The following is an 18,810-nucleotide window of genomic DNA, read 5'->3' as shown; positions in this document are numbered from 1 at the left end:
ATGTATTCCTGTTACTTCAAGCCATCTGGCTTGTTGCACTGATTTTCTGCGGTTGCGCAGAGTTTTCCCACGGAGACTTAAAGCGGGCAGCGTTCATCTTCGTAACGGGAGTAACGGCGATATGCAGTGCCACCAATGGCTCGGTGCCGGTGGGGCCATGCATCATCTGATTGGCGACCAGGCGTTGTGGCTCGGCGTTGCCGAACACGATGTGGCCTGTGAGTTCGTAGTTCTTGCGTTGCGGGCCTGCCAGGCTGAAGCTTGTGCAAATCAGCGGCAGGCCTTCGCCACGCACACCGACGAAGGTGCCGGTGGAAACATTGCGGCTGGGGCCGGAGCCTGCAACCATGCAGGTATAGAGCAAGTCGACGCCAGCGGGCTTGTTCAGCCAGTTGATGGCGAAGCTTTCGATGAATTCGTTACTGTCCGGCGCACCGACCCAGCCTTCACTCGAAACCACTTCGCCTGTGCGTTGCAGGTGGGCGGTGAGCTCCAAGGGGGCAGCCTGGCTCTTGATTGCCGGAGTAGGCTCGTCGCTGGCTACCACGGCGAAGGTGCGCATGATTGCCGGTGAGGTGTCGATGCGGTCGATACGCAGGTCGATAGGTTCGATCACGTCGTCGAACATGTGGTATTCGGTGATCAGGACGGTAGTCACGCCACCTTTGACTCGAGCAACGATGGTGTCGCCGAGCTTGGTCAGCATGTTTTTGCTGACACCTTCGGCCGGGAAGAAGTCGATAGAGCCTTTGCCCAGCGGCGCTTGTTGCAGTGCGATGCACACTGGCTTTTCGGCAGGAGGCTGCGAGGCATAGCGGAAAATGTACATTCCCGGCTCTAGCAGAGTCACGCGGGAACTGATTTTCAGGCCGTCGAGGGCTTGGGAAGGCATAGACATGGCGTTGTTAAGCTCCTTTTAAACAAAACACCGGTAGCTAACTTGCTCAAACCCGTGCGTACACAAAAAAACAGCGTGAAGGTGTCCCTGCGAGGGGCGAAGATGCAGGGATGTGGAAAAGTTGTCAACCGACAAGAGTAAAAAAAATTTCATCGAAATCCTGAACCAAATCCTCGGGTTAGGGGTATTCCAAGGGGGGCGGCCCAGGGAGAGGCTTGAACATGCACGATAGTTCCGGAATTTTATTTTCAAAAAAATCAAATACTTGTTAGATTTTTTGTGTGTTCGTCATTTTATTGGCGTTTTTTGGAGGAGGTGGTCAGCTGTCGAAGGTTCAGTTGCCGTTTGTCGGATTGTGGCTAGAGGGGTGGCGATTTGCTGTGCAAGTAAGAATTGCCTGCTGTTTATGCTTTTTTTTGACTAGTGTCATGGTTTTTTCATAAATAAGGCTTTTCGTCGGCTGCTCAAGCGACGGAGCTCGCAATCAGGCACGCTGCGTGCTCTCAACGAGTGTTACACTGCCGCCCGCTTTCGTCTTCCTCACGTATGGATACCATGAGTTCTCTATCCGAAAATAACCTGCAATCCGCCGTCAAAGCCTGTAAAAGCAGCTTCCTTTCGGTCGGTTTCTTCAGTTTCTTCGTCAACGCGCTGATGTTGGTGCCTACCTTCTTCATGATCCAGGTGTCGGGGCGTGTGGTGCCTTCCAGCAGTACTTCCACCTTGCTCATGCTGACGCTGATCCTGACGGTGCTGGTAGTGACCATGGGTGCGCTGGAGTGGGTGCGTTCACGCATCATGGTGCGTATCAGTAACCGCCTCGATGTGATGCTCAGCCGGGACGTGTACCGAGCCAGTTTCAGGCGGGCTCTCAATAGCGGTGGTTCGGATGCCACGGCGCAGTCGCTCAACGATCTGACTTCGCTGCGCCAGTTCTTTACCGGGGCAGGTCTTTTTACCTTTTTCGATGCGCCTTGGTTCCCGATTTTTACCGTTGTGATGTTCCTGTTTCACCCTTGGTTCGGTTGGATGACCCTGGGATGCGGTGCAGTGCTCACTGTCTTGGCAGTGATTAACCATCGAGTGACAGGGAAAGCGCTATCCTCCGCGAACAAAGAAAACGTCGCCTCAAACATCATTACCACTAAGACCTTGCGCAACGCCGAGGTTATCGAATCAATGGGCATGCTGGAGACGCTGATGAATCGCTGGGCCAAGCGCCAGCGCAACATCATGATCCTGCAGTCTGACGCTAGTGATAAAGGGGGCATAGTTAGCTCCATTTCTAAGACGTTCCGCATTTGGTCGCAGTCGATCATGCTGGCCCTTGGGGCTTACTTGGTGGTTACCCACGAAATCAACCCAGGCTTGCTGATGGCAGGCTCCCTGCTGCTTGGCCGGGCGCTGTCGCCGATAGACCAAATGATCGGGAGCTGGAAAGGCTTCGTTGCCGCCAAGGTTCAGTACGACCGTCTGAGCAAGGTGATGGACGATCTGAACAAAGAGCCCGAACGCATGCCATTGCCCACGCCGGAAGGTCACATCCAGGTCGAAAACCTGATCGTCGCGCCTCCTGGCGCCAAGGCCCCGGTACTTCGCAGTATCAGCTTTGTCGCCCCACCCGGCTCCATCGTCGGTATCATCGGCCCAAGTGCCGCCGGCAAATCCACCTTGGTGCGTGCTTTGATGGGCATTTGGCCGCCCCAGCATGGCGTGGTGCGCCTCGACGGTGCCGACATCGCCAGCTGGGACAAACAGGCTCTTGGCCCGTACGTGGGCTATCTGCCGCAGGACATCGAGCTGTTCGAAGGCAGCATTAGCGAAAACATTGCCCGTTTCGACAAGGTTGACCCGGAAAAGGTCGTGCAGGCCGCGCAAATGGCCGGCGTGCACGAAATGATCCTCATGCTGCCGGACGGCTACGATACGGTCATTGGTAGCGATGGCATCAACCTGTCCGGTGGCCAGCGCCAGCGCATCGGCCTGGCACGTGCTGTCTATGGTAGCCCGCGCCTGATCGTGCTCGACGAGCCCAATTCCAACCTCGACGATGTTGGTGAGCGTGCCTTGGGTATGGCCCTGCAGAAGCTCAAGGAAACCGGGGCGACGGTGTTCATCGTGTCGCACCGCCCGAATATCCTCGCGCGTCTGGACCGTATTCTGGTCATGGCCGGTGGCAGTATCTCGATGTATGGCGAGCGCGACCGTGTCATCGCCGAGCTGGCTGCGCAACAGGCCAAGGCCCAGCAGCGTGTTGCCCAGCCGGCGGTTCCGCAACCTCCGGCGGCAACCCCTGCCGCGCCTCACCCTGCTTCCCCAGCGACCTCTGCCGTTGCGCCCGTGGGTTCCACCAGCGCTGGTGCTTGAAAGGATTTCGTAGATGAGCAGTAAAGCTATCACCACGTTCGACCACAACTTTGAAGACATGCCTACCTCCGACCGCGGCATCCGTCGCATCGGCCTGAGCATCGTCTTCGTCACTTTCGGTATTTTCGGCACCTGGGCGGCGGTGGCGCCGTTGAGTAACGCCGTGCATGGCTCCGGTACGGTCACTGTGCAGAACTACCGCAAGACCGTGCAGCACCTGGAAGGCGGCATCGTCAAGGAATTGCTGGCCCGCGATGGCGACATGGTCAAGCAGGGCGACCCGCTGATCGTGCTGGATGAGTCTCAGCTCAGCGCTGAGTATGAGTCCACCCGCAACCAGCTGATCGTGGCCCGTTACAAGGAGGCGCGTCTACGCGCTGAGCGCGATGGTCTGCAGGCCATTCCGCCAGTAGCCATGGAAGGTACCGATTCGGACCGCGCCATGGAGGCGCTGGCCGGTGAGCAACAGGTGTTCAAGGCGCGTCGTGATTCGCTGCTGGGCGAAATCTCGGTCAACCGTGAGCGCATCGAACAGATGAAGCAGCAGATCGTCGGCCTCAATGACATGATTCGCACCAAGCGCGGCCTGGAGAAGTCCTATAGCGGCGAGATCAAGCAGTTGAAGGAGTTGCTGGCAGAGGGCTTCGTCGACAACCAGCGCCTGCTGGAGCAGGAACGCAAGCTGGATCTGCTCAAGACCGAGGTCGCTGATCACGAATCGGCTATCACCAAGACCAAGCTTCAAATTGGTGAAACCGAGCTCCAGATCGTTCAGTTGAAGAAGAAATTCGACTCCGACGTAGCTAATGAACTCTCCGATGTGCAGGCCAAGGTATTCGACCTGCAAGAAAGCGAGGCGGCACTGCGTGACCGCCTGTCGCGCGTGGTGATCCGCTCACCTGAAAGCGGCATGGTGCTGGACATGAAAGTGCACACCATCGGCGGTGTGGTCAGTGCGGCCACCCCGTTGCTGGATATCGTTCCGGCCTCCTCGGAGCTGGTGATCGAGGCCAAGGTCGCGACCAAGGACATCGACCGCCTAGAGCTGGGCAAGACCGCAGACATCCGCTTCAGCGCTTTCAATCAGGCGACCACCCCGGTAATCGAAGGCACCTTGACGCGCATTTCGGCAGACAGTCTCACCGAGGAGCGCACGGGCGACCAATATTACCTCGTGCGAGTGAGGGTTACTGAAGACGGCATGAAAAAACTCGGCAACCGCAAGCTGCAGCCCGGCATGCCGGCCGATGTCCTCATCAACGCAGGCGACCGCACCATGTTGCAGTACCTGTTGAAACCAGCGCGCAACATGTTCGCTGAATCGCTGATCGAGGAATGATTGTGTTGCGTTTGCTACTCGGTGTACTGATTTGCATGACCGCCTGGCAGGCGATGGCGGCTGACCCCCAAGGTGCAACGGGCGAACGACCAGGGGGGGTTTCTGCCTCTACCTATGCCTTGGACCTTGCGGGTCTTTACCGTGAGGCCCGCCTCGAAGACCCTCGGGTGTTGGCCGCTTATGCGCGGGCCCGTTCGGCTGCTGAGCAGCAGCGTGAAGCATTGGGTGGCCTGTTGCCGCAGGTGTCGGCCAACAGCAACATCAGCCGCGTGTTGCGCAAGAACGAGCTCACGCGCGACATCTATAACAACGAAAGCTACTCGCTCAGCCTGACCCAGTACCTGTACAATAAGCCGGCATGGGAACGTTACCAGAAGTCCAAGAGCGTCAAGGCCCAGAAGGGCCAGCAGGCAGAAGACACCCTAGCCGAGGCCACGGTGGACCTCGCCAAGCGCTACTTCGTGGCGCTGGCGGCCGATGATGAGCTGGCCTTGGTGCAGGCAGAGCGGCGAGCCACGCAGAAGAACCTTGACCGGGTCAGCAGCTTGTTCGAGCGGCAAATGGCCAAGATCACCGACAAGCTCGACATGCAGGCGCGTGTGGATGCGCTGGCCGCACAGGAAGTGGAAGCGCGGAACCAGGTGCAGGTGAGCCGTGAGGCGCTTGCCGAAATCGTCGGGCGGCCGATCAATGAGCCGCTCAGCCGGGTGCGCAATGACGTGGCATTGCAGGCGCCAACGCGTCCGTTGCAAGGCTGGGTGACCCAGGCGGTCGAAACCAACCCCTTGCTCAAATCTTATCAAAGCGGTGCCGAGGCTGCCAATGCGGCGGTGCGTGAGGGCAAGGGCGAGCATTACCCGCAATTGTCCTTGAGTTTGAGCGCACAGCAGAGCGACCAGGGTTACGACAATACCCAGGCGCCGCGTAGCGACAGTTATGTGGCCACACTGGGCGTCAGGATCCCGATCTACAGCGGTGGTTCCACCTCTGCCCGGGTGCGCGGCTTGTACGATGAGCAGCTGGCTGCCGAAGAGCAGCTTGAAGGGGTGCGCCGGCAGGTGGTCAAGGAAACCACTACCGCTTACCTTACTGCCCAGGCCAGTGTCGAGAAGATTCGTGCCAATCGCAACGCGTTGTCGTCGGCGCAGAAGTCGAGTGTGGCAGCGCAGAAGGCGTTCACCTTTGGCGTGGTCAATGCTGTGGATGTACTCACTGCCGTGCAGAACGAGTTCAAGGCGCGCCGCGATCTGCTGAAGACGCAGTACGACTTTATCACCAACCTGTTCCTGCTCAATCGTTGGGCGGGTGAGTTGAACCAGGAAAGCGTCGACAACGTCAATGTCTGGTTGAGCCCGGTGCCAGAGGCCAGTCTGCCGGGTGGCGAGGTGGCTCGGCTGGATGCCAGCCGCTGAGGTCGAGGGTTGCTGCGCTCCAGTGGCTGGGGCGCAGCGCTAATCAGTACTTACGGTCGTTCCACCATCCGTTGCGCGCTTCCCTGGAGTAGCAACCTGGCTGGTGGGGTGGGTCACCATCGCATGGAATGCCTTGTGGCTGTGTATCGCGCAGCGACCCCCAAGAGTGGTTCGAGCAGCCAGCCAGTAAAGCGCACAGTATCAGTGCGGCGGCAGCCAATTCCTTTTGCATCCTGTTCTCCTGGAGTGTTTGTTTTCGGGTGTCTTTCGGTGGGGCACTTTGGCTTGGCTCCAGCGACTGTAACGCAGGCTGGCCTTGAGGGTATTCCGCTGTGGTGGGCAATTTCAGATTTTTCCCACAAGGCCAGTGCTGGAGGCGCTTGGCGCCGGAACGTATCCTACGGTGTCGGTCAAGCCAATGCCCCACTGGCTCTGTCCAGAGGCTTGCCAAGATTATGCAGCACCGGCCGAGGGCCGTGTTTGCCTCCTGGCAGCCAACATTCTTTGCAAGTCGAGTACTCCGCCCGACCTATGTATACTTCTCCATCTAACCTTCACACGCGCGGCTGGAATTGCCCGCGTCAGGCCAAATAAACACACATGCCCGCACGGCACTATCGGAGTTGGTTAAGTCGCATGAAAGCAATCGTTACTGGGGTCACTGGTCAAGACGGCGCCTACCTGGCGGAACTGCTGCTGGAAAAGGGCTATACAGTCTACGGCACCTATCGTCGCACCAGCTCGGTTAACTTCTGGCGCATCGAGGAACTGGGGATTCACACCAACCCCAACCTGCACCTGGTCGAGTACGACCTCACCGACCTGTCGGCCAGCATCCGTCTGCTGCAAACCACCGAAGCCACCGAGGTTTATAACCTCGCTGCACAAAGCTTCGTTGGCGTATCGTTCGAGCAACCGCTGACCACCGCCGAAATCACCGGCCTGGGCGCGGTCAACCTGCTCGAAGCCATTCGTATCGTCAACCCGAAGGTGCGCTTCTACCAGGCGTCGACTTCGGAAATGTTCGGCAAGGTCCAGGAAATTCCGCAGGTCGAGACCACCCCGTTCTACCCGCGTAGCCCATACGGCGTGGCCAAGCTCTACGCCCACTGGATGACCATCAACTACCGCGAGTCGTACAACATCTTCGCCACCAGCGGTATCCTGTTCAACCACGAATCGCCACTGCGCGGTCGTGAGTTCGTGACCCGCAAAATCACCGACTCGGTGGCCAAGATCAAGCTGGGCCTGCTGGACAAGCTGGAGCTGGGCAACCTCGATGCCAAGCGCGACTGGGGCTTTGCCAAGGAATACGTCGAAGGCATGTGGCGCATGCTGCAGGCCGAAGAGCCAGACACCTTCGTACTCGCCACCAACCGCACCGAAACCGTGCGTGATTTCGTCACCATGGCGTTCAAGGCTGCCGGTATCGAAATCAACTGGAGCGGCAAGGACGAGGCAGAGCAGGGCATCTGCGCAGCCACTGGCAAAGTACTGGTTGCCATCAACCCGAAATTCTACCGTCCGGCCGAAGTGGAGCTGCTGATCGGTAACCCGGCCAAAGCCAAGCAAGTGCTGGGCTGGGAGCCCAAGACCAGCCTTGAAGAGCTGTGCCGCATGATGGTCGAGGCCGACCTGCGTCGTAACGAAAAAGGGTTCTCGTTCTGATGCACAAGGCCAGCAAACGCGCGCTGATTACAGGTATTCACGGGTTCACCGGCCGCTACATGGCGGCCGAGTTGCGGGCCAGTGGCTATGAGGTTTTCGGAACGGGTAGCCAGCCATTGCCGGCACCTGACTACCGCCAGGTCGATCTGACCGATGGGCCGGGCCTGTGTGCGTTGCTGGCCGAACTGCAGCCGGATGTCGTCGTGCATCTGGCTGCCATTGCTTTTGTCGGGCACGGTGCAGCCGATGCGTTCTACCAGGTCAACCTGATAGGCACGCGCAACCTGCTCGAAGCCATCGCGGCTTGCGGCAAAACGCCAGAGTGCGTGTTGATTGCCAGCAGTGCCAACGTGTATGGCAATGTTTCCGAAGGGGTGCTGGACGAGCAGACCCTGCCAGCGCCAGCCAATGATTACGCGGTCAGCAAGCTCGCCATGGAGTACATGGCGCGGCTGTGGTGTGACCGGCTGCCGATCGTCATCACGCGTCCTTTCAATTACACCGGTGTTGGGCAGGCAGAGAACTTCCTGCTGCCCAAGATCGTTTCGCACTTCCGCCGCAAGGCCGATACCATCGAGCTCGGCAACCTGGATGTATGGCGCGACTTCAGTGATGTGCGTGCGGTTGTCCAAGCGTACCGCGGCCTGATCGAGGCGCGCCCGCTAGGGCAAACGGTCAATGTCAGCTCCGGGCACACCCATTCGCTGCGCGAAGTCATTGCCAAGTGCTCGGCCATTACCGGGCATCAGCTGGAAGTGCAGGTAAACCCGGCCTTTGTCCGCGCCAACGAGGTTAAAACCCTGTGTGGTGATAACGGTAAGCTGCGTGCATTGGTGCCTGGTTGGCAAACGCCCTCGCTGGATGAAACGCTGGGTTGGATGCTTGCTGATCAATGAAGCTTATCCTTTCTGTCGAGCCGGTTCGCTTCCCGCTGACTGGCATCGGGCGCTATACCTACGAGCTGGCGTCACGGCTGCAACAAAACAGCGAAATCAGTGACCTGCGCCTGTTTGCCGGGCGCAGGTTCTTACCGGCGCTGCCCAAGCCTTCCGATCAGTCGGATGTCGTGCATGGTCTCAAGCGTTTTGTGCAGAAGAATGCCCTGGCGGTGGAGGCCTATCGGCGCTTGATGCCATATTTGCGCGAGCGAGCTTTGCGCGGTCATGAGGGCTTCATTTACCACAGCCCCAACTATTACCTGCCACCGTTCACGGGCCGCAGTGTGGCGACGTTCCATGATCTGTCCCCGTTCACCTGGGCGCATTGCCACGCGCCGCAAATTGCTCGCTATCTGCAAAAAGAGCTCAACCTGACACTAGAGCGTGCCGATGCGTTGATCACCGATTCGCACTACACGCGGCAGGAGCTGGCAGATTACTTTGCTTGGCCGCTTGAGCGGATTCATGCGGTGCCATTGGCCAGTTCACCCGAGTTCCACCCCCGCAGCCCGGATGCCCTGCGCGAAACCCTGGCCCGCCACGGCCTGGTGCCCGGCGGCTACAGCCTGTTCGTAGGTACCATCGAGCCGCGCAAGAACATCGAGGCCTTGCTGGATGCATACGGTCGGTTGCCACTTGCGTTGCGCCAGCGCTGGCCGTTGATCCTCACTGGCTACCATGGTTGGCGCAGCGAGGCGATCCACGACCGTATTGCCCAGGCGCAGCAGCAAGGCTGGGCGCGCTACCTCGGCTTCGCCGCCAGCGAAGACTTGCCCCTGCTGTTTGCCGGGGCACGGCTGTTCACCTTCCCCTCGCATTACGAAGGGTTCGGCTTGCCCGTGCTCGAAGCCATGAGTTCCGGGGTGCCAGTGGTGTGCTCCAACAGCTCGTCGCTGCCGGAGGTGGCCGGCTCGGCGGCGTTGATGTGCGCACCTGATGATGTAGAAGGCCTGAGTGCGTTGTTGCGTCAGGGGCTGGAGGATGAAACCTGGCGGGCTGCGGCGGTGCAGCAGGGGCTGTCGCATGCTGGCGGCTTCTCTTGGGAGCGCTGTGCACAGGCCACCATCGAGGTCTACAAGTCGGTCAGGGAATGATGATCAAGGTTCTGCATTTTTTCAAAACGTATTACCCAGACTCCATGGGGGGCATCGAGCAGGTCATTTTCCAGATCGCGGAAGGTACCCGGGCCCATGGCGTGCAGTCAGAGGTGCTTTACCTTAGCCCGCGCGGCGCGGCGCGCAACGAGGCCGTGGCCAATCACCTGACGCATCGGTCCAAGCTTGACTTGCATGTGGCTTCAACGGGCTTGTCGCTGTCGGCCATGAAGGACTTTACCGAGCTGGCTGGGCAGGCTGACATTATCCATTACCACTTCCCTTGGCCATACATGGACCTGGTGCATTTCCTGGCGCGGGTCAACAAGCCGACGGTGGTCAGCTACCACTCGGATATCGTCAAGCAGAAGTGGTTGCTGAAGCTGTACCAGCCATTGATGAACCGGTTTTTTTCCAGCGTTGACCGGGTTGTGGCCTCTTCGCCCAATTACGCTGCGCACAGCCCGGTATTGACCAGGTTCAAAGACAAAGTCTCGATCATCCCCTATGGTCTGGATAGGTCCACCTACCCAAAGCCCAGCGCTGAAAAGCTGGCTTACTGGCGTGCGCGCCTGGGCGAGCGGTTTTTCCTGTTCGTGGGTGCGCTGCGCTATTACAAAGGGTTGGATTACCTGCTGCAGGCTGCGCGGCTCAACGGCTTGCCGGTGGTGATCATGGGCGGTGGCTTTCTCGAGGCGCAGCTCAAGCACCAGGCGGCACAACTGGGGCTTGCCAACGTGCACTTCCTGGGTGGGCTGGCGGATGACGACAAGGTGGCGTTGCTTGAGTTGTGTTATGCATTTGCATTCCCGTCCCATCTGCGTTCCGAGTCGTTCGGCATCTCGCTGCTGGAAGCGGCGATGTATGGCAAGCCGCTGATTTCCTGTGAAATGGGCTCGGGTACGACCTTCATCAACATGGCTGACCAGACGGGCCTGGTGGTACCGCCGCGTGATGCCGCAGCGCTGGCGCAGGCAATGCAGCGCCTATGGGGTGACCCCGCCATGGCACAAGCCATGGGCGCCAAGGCGTTGCAGCGTTATGAGGAGGTATTTACCGCGTCAGCCATGGCCAGTGCGTATGCCGATCTCTACCGTAGCTTGTTGTAGGAGATTGCTTAGTCCCCTGGGCTGTTGCGCTGAGAACAAAGCCTCAGCAAGCGCCGCTTACCCTGTGGGAGCGGCTTTAGCCGCGAAGAATCCAACGCTGTGTATGGCACCGGCTACGCCGGTGTTCGCGGCTAAAGCTGCTCCCACAGGGGCCTGCTAAATCAAAGGCTTACGTGTTTTTCTATAGGCGCTGGCTTGCCGGCGATGGGTCGCAAAGCGGCCCCGATACAGGTGAAACCTGTGTGAATTGAGATCGGATTTCATGGAAAGACGCACGATACTTGTCACAGGCGCCAGCGGTTTCGTTGGTAGCGCACTTTGCCACCGACTGGCCACGATGGGCAGTTTCGCCACGCGGGCAGCCTTGCGCGGTACTGGCCGGGCACCCGTGGCCGGGGTTCAGGCGGTAACGGTGGGTGACCTGGCCGCTACCACCGACTGGGCCCAGGCGCTGGCAGGTGTCGACCTGGTAGTGCATGCCGCAGCCCGTGTGCATGTCATGAAGGAAACCGCCGCCGACAGCCTGGCCGAGTTCCGCCGGGTCAATGTCGACGGTACCCTCAACCTGGCCCGCCACGCAGCGGCAGCGGGCGTGCGGCGTTTTATCTTCATCAGCTCGGTCAAGGTCAACGGCGAAGCCAGCCCGCCCGGCCAGCCACTGTGTGCCGACGACGCACCGGCACCGCAGGACGCCTACGGTTTGTCCAAGCACGAAGCGGAGCAGGGGTTGCGCCACCTGGCGGCGACCACGGGCATGGAGGTTGTGGTTATCCGCCCGGTGCTGGTCTATGGGCCAGGCGTGAAAGCCAACTTCCAGAGCATGATGCGTTGGGTGCAGCGCGGCGTACCTTTGCCATTCGGCGCGGTCGATAACCGTCGCAGCCTGGTCTCGCTGGCTAATCTGGTCGACCTGATCATCACCTGCATCGACCACCCAGGCGCCGCCAACCAAACTTTCCTGGCCAGTGACGGCGAGGATGTCTCGCTGCCCCAGCTGTTGCGTGCACTGGGCTGTGCACTGGGTCAGCCCGCTCGGTTGCTGCCTGTTCCGTCTGGCGTGTTGCTTAGCGCTGCGCGGTTGCTTGGCCGGCGCGACCTCGCCCAGCGTCTGCTCGGCTCGTTGCAGGTGGATATCGCGAAGAACCGGCAACTGCTCGGCTGGCAGCCCCCCTACACGTTGGAACAAGGACTGAACATGACCGCTCGATCTTTCCTGGAAGCACGCCGCCCATGATATGGCTGATTGTGGCGGCAGGCGTCGCCTCGTGGTTGATGACCGCAGCGCTGCGCCGCTATGCGCTGTCCCGCAGCCTGCTGGACATCCCCAATGCACGTAGCTCGCATACCTTGCCAACCCCCCGTGGTGGCGGCTTGGCGTTCGTGGCCGCCTTTCTGGTTGCCATGCTTGGCCTGGGCTGGGGAGGGTACATTGCCCCGGCAGCGCTGGTCAGCCTGCTGGGCGCTGGGGGCCTGGTTGCGCTGATCGGTTTCATGGACGACCACGGGCACATCGCCGCGCGGTGGCGCCTGTTGGGGCATTTCGCTGCGGCCGGTTGGGGGCTCACCTGGCTTGGCGGGATGCCGCCGCTTACCGTTTTCGGCCTGTCACTGGCGCCCGTCTGGCTGAGCATCGTCATAGGCTTGCTGTACCTGGTATGGCTGCTCAACCTCTACAACTTCATGGACGGCATCGATGGCATCGCCAGTATCGAGGCCATCTGCGTATGCCTGGGGGGTAGCCTGCTCTATTGGGTCACCGGTCATGCTCAGGCCGCCTGGCTGCCGATGTTGCTGGCGGCCACGGTGGCTGGTTTCCTGTTCTGGAACTTCCCCCCGGCACGCATCTTCATGGGGGATGCCGGCAGTGGCTTCCTGGGTATCGTACTGGGCCTGCTGGCATTACTGGCAGGCTGGGTAAACCCGCTATTATTCTGGGGGTGGTTAATACTTTTGGGTGTGTTCGTGGTAGATGCCACGTTTACCTTGGGGCGGCGCCTGCTGCGCGGTGACAAGGTCTACGAAGCGCATCGCAGCCATGCCTATCAGTATGCGTCGCGTCGGCACGGCAGCCATCGTCCCGTGAGCCTGGCCGTGGCGGCAATCAACCTGGGCTGGCTGTTGCCAGTGGCGGTGGCGGTGGTGCTCTTGAAGCTCGATGGCGCAATGGGAACCCTGGTCGCTTATGTGCCTCTGATACTGATGGCGGTCACCTACCATGCCGGGAAACAGGAATAGGATGGTAGAGCACGGAAGGCATCGTACAGGGCTGCTGAACCTTTGGTTTGGCTCACAGGCGCTCTGGTCATTCAATCGAGGTCCTTTTGCGCTGAGGAGAGCCGAATGAGCGACGCGAAAAAAAAACGGGTACGTGAGTACCTCGTCAACCTGTCCAGGCGGAAAAAACGTCTCGTGCAAGTGTGCACCGACGTCCTGCTGATCTGGTTCGCGTTGTGGTTGTCCTTTATCGTGCGTCTTGGCATCGATGAAATGTACAACCCAATCGTCGAGCATACCTGGTTGTTCATGGCTGCTCCGGTCGTGGCCATTCCGCTGTTCATCCGCTTTGGCATGTACCGGGCAGTGATGCGCTATTTTGGCAACGACGCGCTCGTGACCATCATCAAGGCCGTGACGCTGTCAGCGCTCATACTGGCGGTGGTGGTGTATTGGTACAGCAACCATCGGGTAGTCGTGCCGCGGTCGATCATTTTCAACTATTGGTGGTTGAGCATGGTCATCATCGGCGGTTTGCGCCTGATCATGCGCCAGTATTTCCTGGGCGACTGGTTTACCGGGGCCCATCAGATACCCTTCGCCAACCGTGACGACGGCCTGATCAAAGTGGCCATCTATGGTGCGGGCACTGCTGGCAACCAGTTGCTGGCGGCCTTGCGCATGGGGCGGGCCATGCGCCCGGTGGCGTTCATCGATGACGACAGTGAACTGGCCAACCGTGTGATTTCCGGTTTGCAGGTTTACAAGCCCAAGCACCTGGATCAGATGATCAAGGAAACCGGGGCTCAGGAGATCCTGCTGGCCCTGCCTTCGGCATCGCGTGCCCGGCGCAAGGAAATCCTTGCCTTCCTCGAACCGTACCCGTTGCACGTGCGCAGCGTGCCAGCCTTTGCCGACCTGGCCAGTGGGCGGGTGAAGGTGGACGACATCCAGGACGTCGATATTGCCGACCTGCTTGGGCGTGACCCGGTCCCAGCCCTGGAAGGGCTGCTCGAGCACTGCATCAAGAAGCAAACCGTGCTGGTCACCGGGGCCGGGGGCTCCATTGGCTCCGAGTTGTGCCGCCAGATCGTCGGGCTTGGGCCAAGGACCTTGCTGCTGTTCGATCATAGCGAATTCAACCTCTACAGCATTCTCAGCGAGCTGGAACAACGCATTGCGCGCGAGTCGCTGCCGGTGCGTTTGCTGCCTATCCTGGGCTCGGTACGCAATCAGCAGCACCTGGCCGACGTTATGAGCACCTGGCGCGTGGACACTGTCTACCACGCCGCGGCTTACAAGCATGTGCCCATGGTTGAGCACAACATGGCCGAAGGCATCCTCAATAACGTCTACGGTACGTTGTGTACCGCGCAGGCAGCGTTGCAGTCCGGCGTGGCCAACTTCGTGCTTATTTCCACCGACAAGGCGGTGCGGCCCACCAATGTGATGGGCAGCACCAAGCGGCTTGCCGAGTTGATTCTGCAGGCGCTGAGCCGCGAAGCGGCACCGGTGATGTATGGCGACAGCAGTAAGATCGCCCGGGTAAACAAAACCCGTTTCACCATGGTGCGTTTCGGCAACGTGCTAGGGTCTTCCGGCTCGGTGATTCCGCTGTTCCACCAGCAGATCAAACTGGGTGGGCCGCTGACGGTCACCCACCCGAAGATCACGCGCTACTTCATGACCATTCCCGAGGCCGCGCAGTTGGTGGTGCAGGCGGGCGCCATGGGGCAGGGGGGGGATGTGTTCGTGCTGGACATGGGCGAGCCGGTGCGGATCGTCGAGCTGGCCGAGAAGATGATCCACCTCTCGGGCCTGAGTGTGCGCAGCGCTAGCAACCCGCATGGCGATATCGCCATCGAGTTCACGGGGTTGCGCCCAGGCGAGAAGCTTTACGAAGAGCTGCTGATCGGCGACGACGTGTCCCCCACGGCGCACCCGATGATCATGGTGGCCAATGAAGATTATGTCGCTTGGGAATTGCTACGTGAGCGCCTGGCTTGGCTGCTGACCGCTGCGGCGGAGGATGACTTCACCCAGGTACGCCAGTTGCTGCGCGAGCTGGTCAGCGGCTACTCGCCAGAGGGTGAGATTGTCGATTGGGTTTATCTGCAGCGGCGTCAGGACTGCTAGCGCGGCAGATGTGTTGGGCGTACTTCCTTTCGGCACTCTGCTGGCTTTGCCCCATGGGGCGAGCTTTCATCCTGTCCGGATGTTCGCCCGGTGAGTCACTGATGGATTTTCTTGGATCCCATTCCCCTTGTGGGGGTAAGGCTTATAATGCCCGGTCGAAATGGGCTGTAACCGCCTGTGGTTCAAGGACAGATGTGCATGAAGGAACTCAGTTGCAATGTCGTATTACCGTAATCCCCATGATGTAACGAGCCTGCCGGCATGGTAGGCGTTGGGTGAACATCGCAATGCCATGCAAGGCTTCAGCATGCGCGAAGCCTTCGCCGCCGATGCCAAGCGCTTCGACCAATTTTCCCTGAGCAGTTGCGGCCTGTTCCTCGACTACTCGAAAAACCTGATCACCGAGCAAAGCCGCGACCTGCTGGTCGACCTGGCCAACGAAGTGGGCCTGCAAGACGCCATCAAGTCGATGTTCAACGGCGAAATCGTCAACGCCTCCGAAGGCCGCCCGGTGCTGCACACGGCACTGCGCCGGCCCGTGGGTGACAAGCTCAGCGTCAACGGCGTGAACGTCATGCCAGAAGTGCACAAGGTGCTCAACCAGATCACCGAACTGGTCGGCCGCATCCACGACGGCCTGTGGCGCGGCTACAGCGAAAAGCCCATCACCGACGTGGTCAACATCGGCATCGGCGGCTCGTTCCTCGGCCCCGAGCTGGTCTCCGAGGCGCTGCTGCCCTATGCCCAGCGCGGCGTGCGCTGCCACTACCTGGCGAACATCGACGGCAGTGAGTTCCACGAGCTGTCGGCCAACCTGCGCGCCGAAACCACCCTGTTCATCGTCTCGTCGAAGTCGTTCAACACCCTCGAGACCCTGAAGAACGCCATGGCCGCGCGTACCTGGTACCTGGCCCAGGGCGGCTCGGAAGCCGAGCTGTACCGCCACTTCATCGCCGTCTCCAGCAACAAGGCCGCCGCCGTGGCCTTCGGTATCCGCGAAGAGAACATCTTCCCGATGTGGGACTGGGTGGGTGGGCGCTACTCGCTGTGGTCGGCCATCGGCCTGCCGATCGCCCTGGCCATCGGCACAGCCAACTTCAAGGAGCTGCTGTCGGGTGCCTACACCACTCGGCCCCGAGCTGGTCTCCGAGGCGCTGCTGCCCTACGCCCAGCGCGGTGTGCGCTGCCACTACCTGGCGAACATCGACGGCAGTGAGTTCCACGAGCTGTCGGCCAACCTGCGCGCCGAAACCACCCTGTTCATCGTCTCGTCGAAGTCGTTCAACACCCTCGAGACCCTGAAGAACGCCATGGCCGCGCGTACCTGGTACCTGGCCCAGGGCGGCTCGGAAGCCGAGCTGTACCGCCACTTCATCGCCGTTTCCAGCAACAAGGCCGCCGCCGTGGCCTTCGGCATCCGTGAAGAAAACATCTTCCCGATGTGGGACTGGGTGGGCGGGCGCTACTCGCTGTGGTCGGCCATCGGCCTGCCGATCGCCCTGGCCATCGGTACCGCCAACTTCAAGGAACTGCTGTCCGGTGCCTACACCATGGATCAGCACTTCCAGACCGCGCCGTTCGAAAAGAACATGCCGGTACTGCTGGCCCTGCTGGGCGTGTGGTACGGCAACTTCTGGGGCGCCCAGAGCCACGCGATCCTGCCGTACGACCACTACCTGCGCAACATCACCAAGCACCTGCAGCAGCTGGACATGGAATCCAACGGCAAGAGCGTGCTGCAGGACGGCACCCCGGTGAAAACCGACACCGGCCCGGTGATCTGGGGCGGCGTCGGCTGCAACGGCCAGCATGCCTACCACCAGTTGCTGCACCAGGGCACCCAGCTGATTCCGGCCGACTTCATCGTGCCGGTGGTGAGCTTCAACCCGGTGGCCGACCATCACCAGTGGCTGTACGCCAACTGCCTGTCGCAGAGCCAGGCGCTGATGCTGGGCAAGACCCGCGAGGAAGCCGAAGCCGAGCTGCGTGGCAAAGGCCTGAACGAAGCGGACATCGAAAAGGTGGCCCCGCACAAGGTGATCCCGGGCAACCGCCCGAGCAATACCCTGGTGGTGGAGCGCATCAGCCCACGCCGCCTGGGCGCGCTGGTGGCGATGTACGAGCACAAGGTCTTCGTACAGAGCGTGATCTGGGGCATCAACGCCTTCGACCAGTGGGGCGTGGAGCTGGGCAAGGAACTGGGCAAGGGCGTTTACCAACGCCTTGTCGGCAGCCTGGAAGACAGCGCCGAAGATGGCTCTACCCAAGGGCTGGTCAATTTCCGAAGCAAGCATCGCGGTTAATAAAGAATGAAAGGCCCTTCAACGACGGGGCTTGTGTAGCTGCTAGCCCAGCCCGAGCGACAAGGGTTAACTTCCCAAGGATCGCGCGTCGAAAGATGAGAAAGAGCAACGCAAATTTTTCAGTTGAAAGTGATACAGTCGAACAGGAAGTGCGGAAAGCTCGGTGTCAACCATAAGGTGCAACCGCCCAGCCCGCTCGGGTTGGGGGCCAAGATTCATCTGCGATTCTAGGGACCGGAATGAAAAATGTGCTCATGATCCTCATTTTATTAGCTATTGCTGGGTGTGCAGCGTCCTCTGAGATGAGAGTTGTGCGAGGTAAAACTGGGGTTCACATCAACTGCTCAGGGCTCTCGTCATCATGGGACCGTTGTTATCAGAGAGCTGAAATCTCCTGCGGCGCGCGAGGTTACCGGGTTGTCGCGCGTTCCGGGGACACCGAGGAGGAAGCTGGCGATTATCTGTTCGGCATCAATCCCGCCGGCTTTACGAGCCGGAGCATGATCGTGATGTGCAAGTAGGGAACTGCGTACCGCAGTTCTCAAGGGTTGAAATGGTGCCGGGCCGTGATGTTTGACCAGAGGCTGGAGCATGCTGCGTAATCAATGAGCTATGTCCATTGGGCTCGTAGAGGTGGGCCGGATTATTGCAACATCCACGTGGTAGTTGGCGTATCCAGTGGATCGCACTTCAGTACGCAAGGTAGCACTCAGAACCACTTCCTGCTGCTGATTAATGTCCTTGAGGCAACTGTGAAACTGGTGTTCTTGCACAACTATTAATACCACACAATGGGCCCCTTGAGAGAGATGAGCCTTCATTTCGGCTGAGCTGAATGCGACGGCTACGTTGCGCTGGTAACTCTGCACCAGGTCCCGGGTTGCAGCTGTGTCCATGCTTAGAGCGCCGTTTAAACCTCGGCGATTGGCAATTTTACTGTGGGTCAGGATATGACTGCACATCTGCAAAAAAAGCGACTCGTACCACTCCACTGCGTTCACCCTTGGCCTAAAGGGCGACATAAATACAGCACATCGCGTGTGGTTGCCAGTGCCGAGAGATAACTGGTGCAATGGTGCCGGCGTTGGTGAGCTTGGTGCTGTAGTTGCAATCGGTCGATCTTGCAGCTGGTTGACATGCGCGTCTTTGTAAGCGAAATTGCTCCGCCTTGCCAATCGGGTTACACAGATTCGAATCACCGACCCTAGGCACGACCTGACCCAGTCGAGATCGAGTTTTTTCTGCTGTTCAAAGTAGCATCGATTCCCCTTTCCCAGCTAAGGATGGTCTGAAATAGCCCTGTATTTCTGACTGACTTCAGCCTACGCTGAT

Annotated in this window: 12 protein-coding genes and 2 pseudogenes; 13 read left to right on the top strand and 1 reads right to left on the bottom strand. The window is 59.7% G+C overall.

Going from position 1 to position 18,810, the window contains the following annotated elements; all coding sequences use genetic code 11:
- Nucleotides 1-16: 16 nt before the first annotated feature.
- Nucleotides 17-892, bottom strand: a complete 876-nt coding sequence (locus tag MJ643_RS26905; protein ID WP_044039592.1) for a hypothetical protein — start codon at nt 890-892, stop codon at nt 17-19.
- 561 nt (nt 893-1,453) lie between these two features.
- On the opposite strand from MJ643_RS26905, the gene MJ643_RS26900 reads away from it, so the two are divergent.
- The 13 genes and pseudogenes from MJ643_RS26900 to MJ643_RS26840 all read left to right on the top strand — a co-directional run bounded on the left by MJ643_RS26900 (nt 1,454) and on the right by MJ643_RS26840 (nt 17,999).
- The gene (locus tag MJ643_RS26900; RefSeq protein ID WP_024086472.1) at nt 1,454-3,265 is read left to right on the top strand and encodes a type I secretion system permease/ATPase; all 1,812 of its coding nucleotides are present in this window, start codon (nt 1,454-1,456) and stop codon (nt 3,263-3,265) included.
- Between the two features lie 13 nt (nt 3,266-3,278).
- The gene (locus tag MJ643_RS26895; protein ID WP_024086473.1) at nt 3,279-4,604 is read left to right on the top strand and encodes an HlyD family type I secretion periplasmic adaptor subunit; all 1,326 of its coding nucleotides are present in this window, start codon (nt 3,279-3,281) and stop codon (nt 4,602-4,604) included.
- Nucleotides 4,601-6,016 carry a TolC family outer membrane protein gene (locus tag MJ643_RS26890; protein WP_024086474.1) on the top strand — a complete coding sequence of 472 codons (1,416 nt, stop codon included), beginning with the start codon at nt 4,601-4,603 and terminating at the stop codon, nt 6,014-6,016. The genes MJ643_RS26895 and MJ643_RS26890 overlap by 4 nt, the downstream gene beginning before the upstream one ends.
- A 636-nt stretch (nt 6,017-6,652) precedes the next feature.
- On the top strand, nt 6,653-7,684 hold the full coding sequence (gmd, locus tag MJ643_RS26885) for a GDP-mannose 4,6-dehydratase (RefSeq protein WP_024086475.1): 1,032 nt from the start codon (nt 6,653-6,655) through the stop codon (nt 7,682-7,684).
- Nucleotides 7,684-8,580: a GDP-mannose 4,6-dehydratase gene (locus MJ643_RS26880; RefSeq protein ID WP_024086476.1), complete on the top strand. Its 897-nt coding sequence runs from the start codon at nt 7,684-7,686 to the stop codon at nt 8,578-8,580. The genes gmd and MJ643_RS26880 overlap by 1 nt, the downstream gene beginning before the upstream one ends.
- Nucleotides 8,577-9,716, top strand: coding sequence for a glycosyltransferase family 1 protein (locus tag MJ643_RS26875; RefSeq protein WP_024086477.1), 1,140 nt, complete (start codon nt 8,577-8,579; stop codon nt 9,714-9,716). Before MJ643_RS26880 ends, MJ643_RS26875 begins: the two co-directional genes overlap by 4 nt.
- Nucleotides 9,716-10,825 (top strand): glycosyltransferase family 4 protein, encoded by a 1,110-nt coding sequence (locus MJ643_RS26870; RefSeq protein ID WP_024086478.1) that lies wholly within the window; start codon nt 9,716-9,718, stop codon nt 10,823-10,825. Before MJ643_RS26875 ends, MJ643_RS26870 begins: the two co-directional genes overlap by 1 nt.
- Nucleotides 10,826-11,087: 262 nt before the next feature.
- On the top strand, nt 11,088-12,059 hold the full coding sequence (locus MJ643_RS26865; protein ID WP_024086479.1) for an SDR family oxidoreductase: 972 nt from the start codon (nt 11,088-11,090) through the stop codon (nt 12,057-12,059).
- Entirely contained in the window at nt 12,056-13,060 is a 1,005-nt protein-coding gene (locus MJ643_RS26860; RefSeq protein ID WP_024086480.1) for a glycosyltransferase family 4 protein, read from the top strand. Before MJ643_RS26865 ends, MJ643_RS26860 begins: the two co-directional genes overlap by 4 nt.
- 105 nt (nt 13,061-13,165) lie before the next feature.
- Nucleotides 13,166-15,175, top strand: a complete 2,010-nt coding sequence (locus MJ643_RS26855; RefSeq protein WP_024086481.1) for a nucleoside-diphosphate sugar epimerase/dehydratase — start codon at nt 13,166-13,168, stop codon at nt 15,173-15,175.
- A gap of 271 nt (nt 15,176-15,446) precedes the next feature.
- Nucleotides 15,447-16,301 (top strand): annotated as a pseudogene (locus MJ643_RS26850) (glucose-6-phosphate isomerase); the annotation flags it as partial.
- 1 nt (nt 16,302) lies between these two features.
- Nucleotides 16,303-17,478, top strand: a pseudogene (gene pgi / locus MJ643_RS26845) (glucose-6-phosphate isomerase); the annotation flags it as partial.
- A 239-nt stretch (nt 17,479-17,717) separates the two neighbouring features.
- Nucleotides 17,718-17,999 carry a hypothetical protein gene (locus tag MJ643_RS26840; RefSeq protein ID WP_024086482.1) on the top strand — a complete coding sequence of 94 codons (282 nt, stop codon included), beginning with the start codon at nt 17,718-17,720 and terminating at the stop codon, nt 17,997-17,999.
- Nucleotides 18,000-18,810: the final 811 nt, after the last annotated feature.

Origin of the sequence: Pseudomonas sp. PNPG3 (assembly GCF_023093815.1) — a bacterium.
Lineage (GTDB): Bacteria > Pseudomonadota > Gammaproteobacteria > Pseudomonadales > Pseudomonadaceae > Aquipseudomonas > Aquipseudomonas asiatica.
The sequence above is the reverse complement of the archived record's forward strand: the minus strand, read 5'-3'. Positions and strand labels throughout refer to the sequence as shown.

Excerpts from the sequence above, each read along its gene's own strand:
- MJ643_RS26880 (WP_024086476.1), top strand. The coding sequence starts at position 7,684 with ATGCACAAGGCCAGCAAACGCGCGCTGATTACAGGTATTCACGGGTTC.
- MJ643_RS26890 (WP_024086474.1), top strand. The coding sequence starts at position 4,601 with ATGATTGTGTTGCGTTTGCTACTCGGTGTACTGATTTGCATGACCGCC.
- MJ643_RS26875 (WP_024086477.1), top strand. The coding sequence starts at position 8,577 with ATGAAGCTTATCCTTTCTGTCGAGCCGGTTCGCTTCCCGCTGACTGGC.
- gmd (WP_024086475.1), top strand. The coding sequence starts at position 6,653 with ATGAAAGCAATCGTTACTGGGGTCACTGGTCAAGACGGCGCCTACCTG.
- MJ643_RS26895 (WP_024086473.1), top strand. The coding sequence starts at position 3,279 with ATGAGCAGTAAAGCTATCACCACGTTCGACCACAACTTTGAAGACATG.
- MJ643_RS26905 (WP_044039592.1), bottom strand. The coding sequence starts at position 892 with ATGCCTTCCCAAGCCCTCGACGGCCTGAAAATCAGTTCCCGCGTGACT.
- MJ643_RS26870 (WP_024086478.1), top strand. The coding sequence starts at position 9,716 with ATGATCAAGGTTCTGCATTTTTTCAAAACGTATTACCCAGACTCCATG.
- MJ643_RS26860 (WP_024086480.1), top strand. The coding sequence starts at position 12,056 with ATGATATGGCTGATTGTGGCGGCAGGCGTCGCCTCGTGGTTGATGACC.
- MJ643_RS26840 (WP_024086482.1), top strand. The coding sequence starts at position 17,718 with ATGAAAAATGTGCTCATGATCCTCATTTTATTAGCTATTGCTGGGTGT.
- MJ643_RS26865 (WP_024086479.1), top strand. The coding sequence starts at position 11,088 with ATGGAAAGACGCACGATACTTGTCACAGGCGCCAGCGGTTTCGTTGGT.
- MJ643_RS26900 (WP_024086472.1), top strand. The coding sequence starts at position 1,454 with ATGAGTTCTCTATCCGAAAATAACCTGCAATCCGCCGTCAAAGCCTGT.
- MJ643_RS26855 (WP_024086481.1), top strand. The coding sequence starts at position 13,166 with ATGAGCGACGCGAAAAAAAAACGGGTACGTGAGTACCTCGTCAACCTG.